The following is a 14,190-nucleotide window of genomic DNA, read 5'->3' as shown; positions in this document are numbered from 1 at the left end:
GTACCTAGTTTGCCAGCGGATCTTGAAACTTTCCAAGAGATGCGATTTCCTGCACCCAATGTCACAGAGGGTGTGGTGAGTTTGTATTTAGGGTGAAGGTTTCATATAAAAAGAGTATGCAAAATTCTGAAAGAGCACTGAGGGAGAGACGCGACCTTGCGCTCCTCACCGGTACTCGCGCGGGAGAAATGCTGCGCTTAGCAGTTGCAGACCGTGGAATTTTGCGTTCGTGGGCAGTCCATCAAGTACATCATCGTCCGGGTGCAGGTGTATCTGTTGGATACACGATTATCGTCGATGCCAATGAGGATCGACGACGCACCGATATGTACGTTGTAGCCTCGACGGCTCGCATTAAGGACGATCAGATTTTCGACGCGCAAGGGAAAATTCTGAGGTTCGGTGAAACGCGAGTTGCTATTTGGGAACACCCAAATGATCCCGAACTCTCGGCTCTTAAGTTAGCGTGTAGCCCGGCACTCCTATCTGATTTTTTAGAAGAGCAAGTTGATATAGAGCTTTTGGGTTATCGTCCAACTCGCCGTGCGGTGGTAAAAATTGAGCGTGAAAGGGGCAGTGCGCTCTATGGGAAAGTTGTTCGTGAAAGCGAACAATCTGATTTAGAACGGCGTTTAGAATTGGTAACGAAAGCCGGTATCCCAGCGCCGATGGTTTATAAATCAACACGTGGTTTTGTTGTAATGACGCCGGTTGCAGGGACTCCGCTATCAAAATTCTTTTCCGGCGTTGAAATTGCGCAAGCAAAACAACAACGCTCGGTGCTCCAGTCGCTTGAACAATGTTTAGATTCACTTCCTTATTTGGCGCTTGGAATGCCTAAACGTGCAGCATGGGTGGACCGCTGTGAACACTATGCTCACGCAGCAGCTTTAGCGCTTCCCGAATATGAAGACCGCTGCCACATGGTCGCAACCCATATTCGTGAGCTTCTTCATGACGCCGATCTTGGACCGGTCGTTCCTGTCCACGGTGATTTCTACGAAGCAAATATTTATGTGGACCCAGGCTCTGGGGAACTGACGGGTCTACTTGACCTTGACTCATTAAGTCCAGGTCACCGGGTACACGATTGGGCTTGCTTGCTTGCACATATGTCCGTTCTGCCGAGCCTCGCGCCACAACCGTACCGTGCGGTGGAACGTATTACGGATGATTGGTTTGAAGCCTTGAATTCGAGGGTTGATCCGGTGGCCTTGTGTGCGTCTGCGGCTGGGGTAGTTATTTCCTTGGTGGCTGGAGCTCGTAAACAGCGCAAACAATGGAATACGGAGGCGGAAAACCGCCTCCGTATCGCAGAGAGTTGGGTGGAACGAGGTCAGCGCCTACACAAAGAAGGCTACTGATCGCTCCAGCTAATTAAGCTCAGGCGTTGAACAGTTTCTGAAGGCGCTCGATACCCGTAACCAGATCGTCGTCGGAAAGAGCATAACCGAGCCGAATGTAACCAGGAGCGCCGAAAGCTTCACCTGGAACAACGGCGACTTCAGCCTCTTCGAGGATCAAAGTTGCAAGTTCAGAGGTTGAATTGGCGACGCGACCATTGATCTCCTTGCCGAGCACAGCCTGAACATTTGGGAAGACGTAGAATGCACCCGTTGGCTCAGGAACTTCGAAACCTTCGATTTCGCGAAGCATCTCAACAATTTTCTTACGACGGCGGTCGAAAGCTGCCTTCATATCTGCAACTACGCTCTGATCACCGGTAATAGCTGCCAACGCGGCGCGTTGGGATACGTTTGAGACGTTCGAGGTGATGTGCGACTGGAAATTCGACGCGGCCTTGATAACGTCTGCTGGACCGAACATCCAGCCCACACGCCAGCCAGTCATGGCATAGGTCTTTGCAACGCCGTTAACCACGATGGTCTGATCTGCGAGCTCTGGAACCACATCGAGCAAATAGGATGGCTTGCCTTCGTAAATGAGGTGCTCGTAGATCTCGTCAGTGATAACCCAAACGCCGTTCTCAAGGGCCCAGGTTCCGATGGCTTTGAGCTCTTCTGAGGTGTACACAGCACCCGTGGGATTCGACGGAGAGCAAAGCAACATCGCCTTTGTGGCCGGCGTTAGCGCGGCGTTGAGCTGAGCTACGGTGACCTTGTAGCCTTGGTCCGAACCGGCAAGGATCTCAATCGGGTTTCCTCCACACAAACGAATGACCTCAGGGTAGGTGGTCCAGTATGGAGCGGGGAGGATTACGTCATCACCTTCGTCAACGATAGAGCAGAAAGCCTGGTAGACGGCTTGCTTTCCGCCGTTGGTAACGATGATGTTGTTTGGATCCACAACGACGCCGGAATCACGCTTAGTCTTAGCGGCGATCGCATCCCGGAGCTCAGGCAGACCCTTTGCGGGGGTGTACTTGTGGTTCTTTGGATCCTTTGCAGCTTCAACCGCTGCTTCTACGATGAAATCAGGGGTAGGAAAATTGGGCTCACCGGCGCCGAAACCGATAACCGGTTTCCCTTCAGCTTTCAAGGCTTTGGCCTTTGCGTCGACGGCGAGGGTTGCTGACTCTTGAAGTGCCCCAAGGCGGGTGGAGACCCGGCGGGCTGTAATTTTTTCGCTCACACGTCTATCGTGTCACAAAACACGTTGGTGGCGCGTCTTTGTATTGCAATCTGGGCTAAAGAATTTCGCGTACCGAGTAATTTAGTGCGCCTATTTGCTAAAAACTGACTATTTTTGACGGTTTTGAGTGAAAAACGTAAGGAGTTCATTGCGATTGCTCACAGTTGACGTGGTGAGAATTACAGATCTTGGTGCTCAATCGGTTTGGACTAATTGAGAAAAGCCGACTAAAGTTGGTTGAGCTGTGCCAAGCAATAGAAATTATGCTTCAACATCAGGCATAATTATTACTGCTCGCTAAGCGATAGGGTAGTGGCGCAATTGGTAGCGCACCGGTCTCCAAAACCGGCGGTTGTGGGTTCGAGTCCCTCCTGCCCTGCAGAAAGCGGCCCAATCGGGCCGTTTTCCACATTAACCGAGAGGATCCACTCGTGAACAACGTTGCTAAAGCGCATGATCACCGTGCGACCAAAGGCGCTAAAGAGGGTTTCTTTGCCCGAATCGTCACTTTCTTTAAGCAGGTTCTTGCTGAATTTAAGAAGGTTCAGCGCCCAACTGGAAACGAATTGTGGACGATGTTCCTCACGGTTGTGGGATTCTTGATCGTTGTAATGATTTTTGTTGGCGTGCTCGATCTAGGGTTCAGCCAATTTGTATTCTGGGTGTTCGGCTGACGCTAACGCTCGGTAGTTATTGTCCATAGTAGGGAAGAGCAGGGATCATGCCTGAAGAAACATTCGAATCGCAAAACAGCCCGCTGTTTTCCGATGGTTCGACTCCAGATTCTGAAGTGGAGACTTCAGCTACGGAACTTACCTCTGAAGACGTTTCCTCCGAGGTTGCAGAAGCAAGTGAGGTAGAAACGCCGGCAGAAGAAAGTGCCCAGGCTCCAGCTGTTACTTCCGAGGACGAAAGTGAAGAAGGCGTCGTCACTGAAGAAATGGTGCGTGCGCGTTTACGTGGGCTCCCGGGTCGCTGGTACGTTTTGCACACCTACGCTGGATATGAAAAGCGCGTAAAGCAGGATCTTGAGATCCGTATTCACTCGATGGACATGGAAGATTACATTTTCCAGGTTGAAGTTCCTATGGAAGAAGTCATCGAAGTGAAGAAGGGTCAGAATAAGCGGGTTTCGCGCGTTCGTATTCCCGGCTATGCACTGGTTCGTATGGATCTTACGGATGACTCTTGGCGAGTCGTTCAGGAGACGAATGGTGTTACAGGATTTGTCGGAAACGGACGAAATCCAGTCGCTTTGACTAAAGATGAGATCGTGAAGATGCTCACCCCGGTTGTTGAACAAGAAGTTGCTCAAGAGGCCGTTGCTGCTGGAAAGCCAGTAGTTTCGGGTGCTCCTGTTCTTATTGCTGAATATGAAGTTGGCGAAACTGTAACGCTCACCACTGAGCCGTGGGTTGGAATGCCAGCTACAATTTCACAGGTTGATGCGGTAAATCAGCGACTTACCGTGCTCATGACACTTGTCGGCCAGGAAACCCCGGTCGACCTGTCGTTCGGTCAAGTACAGAAGATGGATTGATCCTCCCAGGATTGTTCGTTTTCGTCGCGATTGTTCGACGCCCGTCACTTTTGCCATGTGACGGTACACATTAGAAACAAAGGATCATTAAATGCCACCGAAGAAGAAGGTTGCAGGCCTGATCAAGCTACAGATTCAGGCAGGTGCTGCAAACCCAGCTCCACCAATCGGCCCAGCTTTGGGTCAGCACGGTGTGAACATCATGGAGTTCTGCAATGCCTACAACGCCGCTACCGAGTCCATGCGCGGCAACGTCATCCCAGTTGAGATCACTGTTTACGAAGATCGTTCATTCACCTTCGTAACAAAGACCCCACCTGCTGCTGACTTGCTTAAGAAGGCTGCTGGAATCAAGAAGGGTTCAGGCGTTCCACATACCAACAAGGTCGGTCACGTTACCGCTGACCAGCTTCGCGAAATTGCAAAGACGAAGCAGCCAGATCTTAACGCGAACGACATTGACAATGCTGCTCGTATCATCGCGGGCACCGCTCGTTCCATGGGTCTAACCACAGACGAGATCTGATTTTTTAGGCACCGTAAGGTGCAGGTGTCCTCGGGACATCGTGGTAGAACCCGGAGCTGGTTCGTATTACCACGACTGCTAAAAAGGAGAAAGCAGAATGGCAAAGCGCTCAAAGAATTACCGTAAGGCTGCCGAACTTATTCAAGCCGGCGAGCTTTACACCGCACAGGAAGCGTTGGAACTTGCTTCCAAGACTTCCGTAACGAAGTTTGCATCGACGGTTGAAGCTGTATTCCGCCTCGGTGTTGACCCACGTAAAGCTGATCAGATGGTTCGCGGAACCGTTTCCCTTCCACATGGTACGGGCAAGACGGCTCGCGTTATCGTGTTCGCAACCGGTGAGCGTGCTCAGGCAGCTCTCGAAGCTGGTGCGGATGAAGTTGGCGACGACGACCTCATTGAGAAGGTTGCCGGTGGCTGGACTGACTTCGATGCAGCTGTTGCAACCCCAGACATGATGGGTAAGGTTGGAAAGCTCGGTCGTGTACTCGGTCCACGTGGTCTTATGCCTAACCCTAAGACCGGTACTGTCACTATGGATACCGCTAAGGCTGTTACCGATATCAAGGGTGGACGTATTGAGTTCCGCGTTGACAAGCACGGAAACCTCCCATTCATCGTTGGGAATACCAGCTTCACCCAGGAGCAGTTGGTTGAGAACTTCGACGCCGCATACCAAGAGATCATGCGTCTCAAGCCTGCTTCGTCTAAGGGTCGTTACCTCCTCAAGGCAACGATTTCGACCACAATGGGACCTGGTATCCCACTCGATATTGCAAAGCTTGGCAAGACTGAGAAGTGATTTGCTGACTGTGTGAATTAACGCTTTAAAGGGACTCTGAAAACTTTGGTTTTCAGAGTCCCTTTCGTATTGCTGCTATCAGCTTGTGCCAAAAACACGTCTTTTGCCGGAAACATTTCGATTCAGGGGGGGCGATTTTCGCAACTTCCGGATATATCGCCGCTAGTTGCGAAAATCGCCCCTTGAAATCAACGTGAAAGATTTTCTTAGATTTCCTTAACATAACGATTTGCCGATAGAATCAAACGAGTGGCTTTATAGGAAGGTTTATCGTGGTAAAACCATTTGTTATCGGTATTGCTGGTGGGACTGGCAGTGGTAAAACCACTCTCACTCAAGCAATCGCCGAACGTTTCGATTCCAAGACGACGGTTGTTTATCACGATAACTACTATAAATCCCATACAGGGTTGACCTATGAGCAACGTTCAAAGCTCAACTTTGATTCGCTGGATGCCTTTGACAATGATTTTATGGCTGCTCAACTTCGTGATTTGATTGCTGGTAATGCGATTGATAGCCCAATTTACGATTTTGCAGACCACAATCGTTCTGCAAACACGATGCGTATTGAGCCAGCTCCGGTCATTTTGGTTGAAGGTATCCTTATTTTTGCCGAACCTCAGCTTTGTGACCTTTTTGATTTGAAACTATTCGTTGATACCGACGCCGATGTTCGCATTTTGCGCCGTATCAAGCGTGACGTTTTAGAGCGCGGACGTGACATTAACTCTGTTGAACTCCAGTACCTTGCGACGGTTAAACCGATGCACGAACTGTACGTCGAGCCATCTAAACGACATGCAGATCTCATTATCCCTGAGGGTGGGCACAACCTTGTTGCACTCGATATTTTGTTCCACCGGATCGAGCATTTAGTTTCTACACGCTAATTCGGCGTTTTTCTTTCGAGCTTGTCGGCAAATCTGCTGACCGGTGTTCCTCAGCTATTTTCTTTTCTAGTGCATTCAACTTTTGGATTGATTTTCCTGTGCCTTTGGAAACCTCAGCATTATCGAAACTTAATGCGTGATTCCTATATTCTCCATCATAATTGAGAAAACTAATCATGGACGGAGATCCAGATGAAGCGTTTACTTGCAGCGGTACTTGCCTAGTTATCAATAACAAGGTTCGGTGTGGTTTTACAAAACCGGCACTACTGCTATTGGTGCAGTGTATACCTCTCGTGCTTGGACAGTAGCTGACGACTTTGCACGACATGGGGGTATTACCCGTAGAGCTTATGATTGGGGAACATTCGCGGGGAGAATTAAAGCGGGTAGTTTCGTGGGGCAGGCTTATCCCAATGGCAAAGTCTTCCATATTGGATATGTTACGAAATTCGCGGGTATGGCCTCAGATGATGGGTTCACTTACCGTTCTTTCGCAATAGCTCAACATACAAAAAATTACCATACGTGGGTTCATAATAACGAGGGTGCTAAGCGCTGGAGGGAAAGACCTGATACTTATGGGGATTGGTACTACTTCTTGCTTCCCTACGTAGATCCGGGTCTATCATCACGTGAGGTTGTAACTTATCTCGTCAATAATGGTTATGTGACAGGTGAGGTAGTATCCGATGAACGAGAACAGAGCAGCTATAATGCAGTGTCTGTGACGGCGATTCCCGAAGTTTGCCTACAAATTATTGAGTATAACCGGCACGATTCGCGTGTGGAACAGTTCCGGCGAGATATGTTCATTGGTGCAGACCCCTTCTACGCGGTCAATGACAATCTATTTATAGCTGAGTATTCATACAACAACCCTCATCGGTGCGAGGAATATTGGGATGGCTTTGAGCCAACTGACAAACTGAAAAAGATCGTCGCCGAGTTTGAAAAATACGAAGGTTGAACGGCTATCCTGTCAAAATATGTGTTTCGATCAAATTCTCTGTTGTTTCGCTCACGAAGCTTGCCTATTCCTTGCATGACGACGCCGGCGCAGGTAGCGTATATTCTGCCCAAGACCGCAGGTCGCCCGTTGCCAACGGGGTGAAGTTCGCAATGCGAAGCCAGCGCAGGTACGATTTTTCAGGCAGTAGTTTGCCTCTAACCCTCGTGCGCTGCGCGAGGGTTTTTGTTTTGCTAAGCTTCCGACTTTTGCGGCTACTATTCGGAAGGAGGTCCCATGGCACGGACCGACAAGTCTGCAGCGATCGCAGAGCTTACGGAAGATTTCCGCAAGTCTTCGGCCGTTCTCGTGACTGAATACCGCGGTTTGACCGTAGCGCAAATGAAGACTCTTCGTCGCGCTCTCGGTACAGACGCTGAGTACAAGGTTGCTAAGAACACCCTCGCACGCATTGCAGCCCATGAAGCCGGCATCGAAGGACTCGATGACGACCTCAAGGGTCCGACCGCGCTGGCATTTGTTACCGGTGACATCGCTTCCGCAGCTAAGGCTATTAAGAATTTTGCAAAGGAAAACAAGGCACTCGTCGTTAAGGCTGGAGTTCTTGAAGGCAATCTTCTCAATGCTGAAGATGTTCAGAAGCTCGCCGATCTCGAATCCCGTGAGGTTCTGCTGGCCAAGACTGCTGGAGTTCTCAAGGCTTCGCTTTACAAGGCTGCATACGTATTCAAGGCGCCACTGTCCAAGACGGTGCGCACCGTAGACGCCCTGCGCGAGAAGCAGGAATCCGCTGCCTGAGGCAGTGGTGAATAACCAATTAATTTGCCTCGCGTAGGCACAGGAAAGAAGGTCAATCATGGCTAAGCTTACCGCTGAAGAGCTCATCGAAGCTTTCAAGGAGCTCACCCTCGTAGAGCTCAACGACTTCGTTAAGAAGTTCGAAGAAGAATTCGAAGTAGAAGCAACTGCTCCAGTTGCTGTTGCAGCTGCTGCTGCACCAGCTGCAGGCGACGCTGCTGCTGAAGAAGAGAAGGATTCCTTCGACGTTATCATCGAGTCCGCTGGCGACAAGAAGATCCAGGTCATCAAGGAGGTGCGCGCTCTTACCCCACTTGGTCTCAAGGAAGCTAAGGAGCTCGTTGACTCCGCACCTAAGGCTCTTCTCGAAGGCGTTAACAAGGAAACCGCTGAGAAGGCTAAGGAGCAGCTCGAGGGCGCTGGCGCAACCGTCACCCTTAAGTGATTCCTGCGGTTTAGACCGCATCTATGAACTTGCTGGTTAGACACCGGTGGTTGAGTGTGGGGATCCGATCGAAATCGGATCCCCACACTTGTATTTAGATCCTTAATAATGCGGATCTTTTACCAAGGGAAGCTCTCCTCAAAAAAGCTCAAATGATATGATTTGTAACACACAGTTAGACATTGGTCGATATTCGGTATATCGTTCAAACGAACACTGGTTTACAAACTAGAGGATTGTTACCCAGAAGGGGCAAGACCTAAGCTTGACGTTTCGTCACAGCTTGGGTCTTTTTTATTTTCTGGGTGGTGTTGAATTCCAATGAAAGCAAGGAAGCTATCATGTCTAATGAAACGCGAGTTGATTCTGCTCCACAGCGAATCATCGATGCCATTGGCAGTCCAGCCAATATTAAAAGCCTTACTCACTGTGCAACTCGATTGAGGTTTGAGCTGCGCGACTCGGGTCTGGTTAACCGCGAAGAACTCGAAAAGATTCCAGGAGTACTAGGAGTAGTTCCTCAGTCTGGCGATCGCTACCAGGTTGTTGCGGGTGGAGGAGTGTCTACTTTATACCGCGAAATCAAGGAATTGCCATCGATGGCAAAGTCTTTGCAAACAACCCAAAAAACCGACGCCGAAATCAAGGCAGAGGCTCGTGGCAAGGCTCGTGGACGCGTTGCTTGGGTAGATAGCTTCTTCGAATTCCTTTCCGATTCCTTCCGCCCAATCTTGGGAGTACTCCTCGGTGCATCACTGATCATTGCTTTCGCATCGATCCTTGACGCCTTCCACGTCGTTAACTTCCGTGCCGATGATAAATCCTCAACCTGGGTTTTTGTTGACGCGATGTGGCATTCGGTATTCTTCTTCCTCCCACTCATGGTTGCATATAACGGTTCAAAGAAGCTTCGGGTAGATCCTTGGGTAGGAACTGCGATCATGGGTGCTCTCATGACTCCGGAATTTGTTTCGCTCAGCAATCCAGAGCGTTTCCCGAACACCGTTTGCCGAAGTAATGATGCACTTGGAACCAAGTCCTGTGTTGCTGAAGTGTTTGGTATACACATGCAGCTAAAAGACTACTCAGGTCAAGTATTCGTTCCGCTTATGATGGTTGCGCTCCTCGCCGTCGTCTATCGCGGTTTGAAGAAGGTTTTCCCTGAGAATCTTCAGATGGTATTCGTACCATTCTTCTCTATGATCATCATGATTCCGATTACCGCCTTCCTCATCGGTCCACTCGGTGTCTGGATGGGTAATGGTCTTGGCAGTGGCCTCGCTTGGCTTAATGGTCACGCTCCAATCATTTTTGCGATCGTTATCCCAGTTATCTACCCATTCTTGGTTCCACTTGGTCTTCACTGGCCGCTCAACGCCCTTATGCTCATCAACATCCAGACTCTTGGTTACGACTTCATCCAGGGTCCAATGGGTGCTTGGAACTTCGCCTGCTTCGGTGCAACCGCTGGTGTGCTCGTTCTTTCGATTCGCCACAATGAAACGGTGATGCGCCAGGTTTCCTTCGGTGCGTTGGCTGCCGGTCTACTCGGTGGTATTTCCGAGCCTTCACTCTACGGTATTCACCTGCGCTTCAAGCGAATCTACCCTCGCATGCTCGTCGGCTGCTTGGCTGGCGGTATCGTCATCGGTTTAACCGGCGGTGTAACCACTGGCGCATTCGCGTTCACATCGCTTCTGACGATCCCGGTGTTTGCTCCAGTGTGGCGTTATACCATTGGTGTTGCAGTGGCTTTCTTCGTTTCGATGTTCCTAATCATCATCTCCGACTTCCGCACCCCAGAGGAGCGCGCCGCATTTAAGGCTGAGCAAGAAGAAGCAAAAGCGCAGGCACCACTTGCAGAATCGGAAGCTGTTTCGGGCGATGCCGTCTCAGCGCCTACGCTTGAAACCGAAGCGGATAGCACTGAAGGTGACGTCGCGCCCGTCGTCGTAAATGGAACGGTAACTGTGAATGCACCAGTTGCGGGAACGGTTATTCCACTCGATAGGACGGAAGATCCAGTATTCGCTTCGGGAGTTTTGGGTGCGGGAATCGGAATTACCCCAGTCGATGGACGTATCGTGGCGCCGGTCAACGGCGTTATCGCCTCTATTCAAAAATCCGGTCACGCTTTTGGTATCAAGAGCGACGACGGTGTTGAAGTGCTTGTTCACGTTGGAATCGACACCGTCAAGATGCAAGGCGAAGGCTTCGACGTCCATGTTAATAAGGGAGATCGCGTCAGTGCTGGCGATCAGTTAGCTCAAGTTGATCTGGAAAGAATCACTACGGCTGGCTTCTCCACCACTACAATTGTTACCGTGACGAATACAAAGTCAATGGCAAGCGTTGAAGCAACTCAGGAGAGCACGGTCAACGCTGGCGACCCAATCATCTCTGTAACTAGGTAGCGATGGACGTCCTTCGAGTTTTCAACAACAATGTGGTTTTGGCCCGTGACGACGACGGTTCAGAAGTCATCGTCACGGGTTGGGGACTTGGTTTCCACGCTAAGCCTGGACACCAGGTTGACCCTGTCAAAGTTGTTCGGAAATTCGTGCCCGTGGATGGGCGGGACCCAGACCATATGGGAAAGCTATTGGCTGATATCCCACCTCAGATCCTCGAATTGCTCGAGAAAGCGTTCAACTCATGCCATGATGGCTTGGGATCCAACCCCGCATTCGTTCTTGCGTTAGCAGACCATATTACCTTCGCCTTCGAACGGGTAAAGAACAATATTGACGTTCAATACCCGCTCGAAGCAGAGGTGAGAAGTCTTTATCCGCAAGAATATACGCAAGCGGTTGATTTGCTCACCCAGATCAACCGCTTGGCGGAGAACAAGCTTCCCCAAGACGAAGCAGTTGCAATCGCTTTACACCTCGTGAACTTAGGGTTCAGCCATGGTGACCTCTCCTATACGTATATGATGACCGGCGTCATCCAACAGATGGTTGAAGTAATCGAGGCTGCTTTTGACGTTCGCCTCGACTCGACGTCTGTGAACGTGGGACGATTTATCACCCACCTGCGCTATCTTTTTGTTCGTATTCATCAACACAAACAATTAAATAACGAGGGTATTTCAACCATCGGTCAAGCTATCCGCGATACTTATCCCGAATGTGTGGCCGTTGCGCATAGACTGGCGTCAATCATCGAATTGCGATTTGATACACGCGTCAGCGAAGATGAAATTTCCTACCTGACAATGCACATTGCTCGAGTGAGTGGTGATGCTCAACCGATCCGAAAGGAATCCTGAAAATGGCTACTCGTACGGCAAAGATTGCCTCAGCTGTTGGTCTACATGCTCGTCCGGCTGCGATCTTCACGCAGGCCGTTGAAGAATCTGGCCTTGACGTTGAAATTGCCCTTGGCGGAGAAGAAGCGGTAGACGCCGGTTCCGTTTTGGAAGTTATGACGCTCGGCGCTCAGTGTGGTGACGAAGTTACATTGTCCGCGGAAGGCGACGGCGCGGAAGAAACGCTAGAAAAACTGGTACAGCTTTTGGAAACTGACCTCGACGCCTGAGAGGAAAACGTATGACTGGCATTCACAAGGTATTGCACGGTCTAGGTGTATCTAGCGGAACGGCTGCTGCCATGGCGGTTGTAGTCCATGCAGCGCCTAGCTTCGATGCTAAGGAACCTGAGACCCAAGATTGGGAGTCTGCAAGTTCTCGCGTTCGCGAGGCGATGGCATCGGTGTCGCAACAGCTCACTGAACGTGCCGAACAAGCCTCGGAAGGTGTGCGTCCAATTCTAGAAGCCTCGGCGAAACTCGCCAAGGACCGTGGGCTGGCAAAAGCCGTGGATGCCAAACTTAAGAAAGGTGTTGGGGTGACCCGAGCCGTTCATGAGGCGACCCAAGGCTACGCGGATATGTTGTCCAGCCTTGGTGGCTACATGGCCGAGCGTGTTACGGATCTGTATGACATCCGCGACCGCACGATTTCCCAGTTACTGGGCTTGCCAGCACCAGGCGTTCCAGAGTTGACCGAACCTTCAGTGTTGGTTGCTCGTGACCTTGCTCCGGCAGAGACGGCAACACTTTCCCCTGAGCTCTGTGCGGCGATTATTACCGAAGAAGGTGGGACAACCAGCCATACTGCTATTTTGGCGGCTCAGCTTGGAATCCCTGCGATTGTTCAGGTTTCAGGAATCGTGGAAGCTGCTGAGGGTAACGTCGTGGCTGTGGATGGTGGCGTTGGCGAAGTGGTTGTTAACCCAAGCGAAGCTGAAATCGATGAGCTTAAGGAACGCGCTGTTCGCCGCGCTAAGGCGCTTGCCGGATCTTCTGGAGAAGGCGCCACCTACGATGGACACAAGGTCGCGTTGCTTGCCAATATCGGCACGGCTGACGATGCCGCCCGCGCAGCTGCAATGGATCTTGAGGGCTGTGGCTTGTTCCGCACTGAATTCCTCTTCCTTGATCGGACTGATGCTCCTAGCCTCGAAGAACAAATCGATACTTATACGAAGGTTTTCAAATCGTTTGGGGATCGCCGTATCGTGGTTCGCACGCTCGATGCTGGTGCGGATAAACCGTTGGCATTTGCCAACCTTGGTGAAGAAGAAAACCCTGCTCTTGGACGACGCGGTATTCGACTTTGCCAGCGTCGAGAAGACCTTTTGGACACTCAGCTCCAAGCACTTGCGGCTGCTTATCAAGCAACTCACGCCGATGTTCGGGTTATGGCGCCGATGATTGCTACTGCTTCAGAGGCTCGTTGGTTTGCTTCTAAGGTTAAAGAAGTTGGATTGCCGAAGGCTGGAGCGATGGTTGAAATTGCTTCAACCGCAATTTTGGCTGGCCGTGTGATGCGTGAAGTAGATTTTGTTTCTATTGGAACAAATGATCTTTCGCAGTACACCATGGCTGCCGACCGTATGCAAGGAGAATTCTCCGAGCTCCTTAGTCCGTGGCAACCTGCTCTTCTCACACTGATCAAGATGACGTGTGAAGGCGGTCGGGCAACCGGTAAACCGGTTGGTGTTTGCGGCGAGGCGGGGGGAGACCCTCTGCTCGCACTGGTTTTGGTAGGACTTGGAGTGTCTTCGCTTTCGATGGCACCGAACAAAGTCAACGCGGTTCGTACCGCGCTCCGACTTCATGATCTTGCCACATGTCAGCAAATGGCAGCATACGCCGTTGATGCAGATGATCCTGAAAATGCTCGGGCAGCCGTATTAGCTTTGACGAGCCCCGGTCTCAAGGATTTGCTGTAATTGCAGTAAGTAAGCGTTAGTTTGCGTGTGTCCATGTCTTTCCTGACGTGGGCACACGCCACTCCGGGAGTTTGCAGTTTTCGCTCAGGTGTGGGAAAGTCTTTCTAGACCGAGAAAGCACGTATTGCGCTCTGGTCAATAAAATCTAAGCAAATCGATGAAACTGATTGGCAGCGACCGCCCTCAGACCTTCGAGGATTTCTTGGAGCATAGGAGTCGTGACCCCTTCCACATTGGTAGGGGCTGGACTATTTCACCCAGATTCGGTAAATTTGAAACTTGCGCAGTGTATCAACACCCGTACCCTTTTTATCTGAAACCAAAATTTCGTTAATTTTGCGTGCGCGTGTCCGGTCCTTGCGCTGATAGCCTTACCGGAACCCAGGG

The 14,190-nt window shown here is 50.7% G+C and carries 14 protein-coding genes and 1 tRNA gene; 14 read left to right on the top strand and 1 reads right to left on the bottom strand.

The window, feature by feature from the left end; translation table 11 throughout:
- The first annotated feature begins 116 nt into the window (after positions 1–116).
- A complete protein-coding gene (locus EIH22_RS01865) occupies positions 117–1,364 on the top strand; it encodes a phosphotransferase (RefSeq protein ID WP_124054125.1) in 1,248 nt (415 codons plus the stop codon).
- A gap of 19 nt (positions 1,365–1,383) precedes the next feature.
- Here the strand turns inward: EIH22_RS01865 and EIH22_RS01860 are convergent, their stop codons facing one another.
- Positions 1,384–2,592 (bottom strand): pyridoxal phosphate-dependent aminotransferase, encoded by a 1,209-nt coding sequence (locus EIH22_RS01860; RefSeq protein ID WP_124054124.1) that lies wholly within the window; start codon positions 2,590–2,592, stop codon positions 1,384–1,386.
- 306 nt (positions 2,593–2,898) lie between these two features.
- Between EIH22_RS01860 and EIH22_RS01855 the strand changes: the two genes are divergently transcribed.
- From EIH22_RS01855 to ptsP, 13 genes are all read left to right on the top strand, one after another.
- A tRNA-Trp gene (locus EIH22_RS01855) sits at positions 2,899–2,971 on the top strand.
- 52 nt (positions 2,972–3,023) lie between these two features.
- A complete protein-coding gene (gene secE / locus EIH22_RS01850; RefSeq protein WP_124054123.1) occupies positions 3,024–3,266 on the top strand; it encodes a preprotein translocase subunit SecE in 243 nt (80 codons plus the stop codon).
- A 47-nt stretch (positions 3,267–3,313) separates the two neighbouring features.
- Entirely contained in the window at positions 3,314–4,132 is an 819-nt protein-coding gene (gene nusG, locus EIH22_RS01845; protein WP_124054122.1) for a transcription termination/antitermination protein NusG, read from the top strand.
- Between the two features lie 91 nt (positions 4,133–4,223).
- On the top strand, positions 4,224–4,658 hold the full coding sequence (gene rplK / locus EIH22_RS01840) for a 50S ribosomal protein L11 (protein WP_124054121.1): 435 nt from the start codon (positions 4,224–4,226) through the stop codon (positions 4,656–4,658).
- A gap of 97 nt (positions 4,659–4,755) precedes the next feature.
- Entirely contained in the window at positions 4,756–5,460 is a 705-nt protein-coding gene (gene rplA / locus EIH22_RS01835; RefSeq protein WP_124054120.1) for a 50S ribosomal protein L1, read from the top strand.
- 272 nt (positions 5,461–5,732) lie between these two features.
- A complete protein-coding gene (gene udk / locus EIH22_RS01830; RefSeq protein ID WP_124054119.1) occupies positions 5,733–6,353 on the top strand; it encodes a uridine kinase in 621 nt (206 codons plus the stop codon).
- Between the two features lie 244 nt (positions 6,354–6,597).
- The gene (locus EIH22_RS01825) at positions 6,598–7,323 is read left to right on the top strand and encodes a hypothetical protein (protein ID WP_124054118.1); all 726 of its coding nucleotides are present in this window, start codon (positions 6,598–6,600) and stop codon (positions 7,321–7,323) included.
- A 276-nt stretch (positions 7,324–7,599) separates the two neighbouring features.
- Positions 7,600–8,121 (top strand): 50S ribosomal protein L10, encoded by a 522-nt coding sequence (gene rplJ / locus EIH22_RS01820; protein ID WP_124054117.1) that lies wholly within the window; start codon positions 7,600–7,602, stop codon positions 8,119–8,121.
- A gap of 58 nt (positions 8,122–8,179) precedes the next feature.
- Entirely contained in the window at positions 8,180–8,566 is a 387-nt protein-coding gene (rplL, locus tag EIH22_RS01815) for a 50S ribosomal protein L7/L12 (protein WP_124054116.1), read from the top strand.
- Positions 8,567–8,907: 341 nt separating this feature from the next.
- A complete protein-coding gene (locus tag EIH22_RS01810; RefSeq protein ID WP_124054115.1) occupies positions 8,908–10,980 on the top strand; it encodes a glucose PTS transporter subunit IIA in 2,073 nt (690 codons plus the stop codon).
- A gap of 2 nt (positions 10,981–10,982) precedes the next feature.
- Entirely contained in the window at positions 10,983–11,837 is an 855-nt protein-coding gene (locus EIH22_RS01805; RefSeq protein WP_124054114.1) for a PRD domain-containing protein, read from the top strand.
- Between the two features lie 2 nt (positions 11,838–11,839).
- Positions 11,840–12,106, top strand: coding sequence for an HPr family phosphocarrier protein (locus EIH22_RS01800; protein ID WP_124054113.1), 267 nt, complete (start codon positions 11,840–11,842; stop codon positions 12,104–12,106).
- 11 nt (positions 12,107–12,117) lie between these two features.
- Complete coding sequence (ptsP, locus tag EIH22_RS01795) at positions 12,118–13,803, top strand: phosphoenolpyruvate--protein phosphotransferase (protein WP_124054112.1); 1,686 nt, start codon at positions 12,118–12,120, stop codon at positions 13,801–13,803.
- Positions 13,804–14,190 lie beyond the last annotated feature (387 nt).

It is taken from the genome of Arcanobacterium ihumii, from assembly GCF_900604515.1.
GTDB classification, from domain to species: Bacteria; Actinomycetota; Actinomycetes; order Actinomycetales; family Actinomycetaceae; genus Arcanobacterium_A; species Arcanobacterium_A ihumii.
Note: the sequence above shows the minus strand (reverse complement) of the source record. Positions and strands in the feature narration are given on the sequence as shown.

Excerpts from the sequence above, each read along its gene's own strand:
- EIH22_RS01865 (WP_124054125.1), top strand. The coding sequence starts at position 117 with ATGCAAAATTCTGAAAGAGCACTGAGGGAGAGACGCGACCTTGCGCTC.
- nusG (WP_124054122.1), top strand. The coding sequence starts at position 3,314 with ATGCCTGAAGAAACATTCGAATCGCAAAACAGCCCGCTGTTTTCCGAT.
- rplK (WP_124054121.1), top strand. The coding sequence starts at position 4,224 with ATGCCACCGAAGAAGAAGGTTGCAGGCCTGATCAAGCTACAGATTCAG.
- rplA (WP_124054120.1), top strand. The coding sequence starts at position 4,756 with ATGGCAAAGCGCTCAAAGAATTACCGTAAGGCTGCCGAACTTATTCAA.
- rplJ (WP_124054117.1), top strand. The coding sequence starts at position 7,600 with ATGGCACGGACCGACAAGTCTGCAGCGATCGCAGAGCTTACGGAAGAT.
- rplL (WP_124054116.1), top strand. The coding sequence starts at position 8,180 with ATGGCTAAGCTTACCGCTGAAGAGCTCATCGAAGCTTTCAAGGAGCTC.
- EIH22_RS01810 (WP_124054115.1), top strand. The coding sequence starts at position 8,908 with ATGTCTAATGAAACGCGAGTTGATTCTGCTCCACAGCGAATCATCGAT.
- EIH22_RS01805 (WP_124054114.1), top strand. The coding sequence starts at position 10,983 with ATGGACGTCCTTCGAGTTTTCAACAACAATGTGGTTTTGGCCCGTGAC.
- EIH22_RS01800 (WP_124054113.1), top strand. The coding sequence starts at position 11,840 with ATGGCTACTCGTACGGCAAAGATTGCCTCAGCTGTTGGTCTACATGCT.
- ptsP (WP_124054112.1), top strand. The coding sequence starts at position 12,118 with ATGACTGGCATTCACAAGGTATTGCACGGTCTAGGTGTATCTAGCGGA.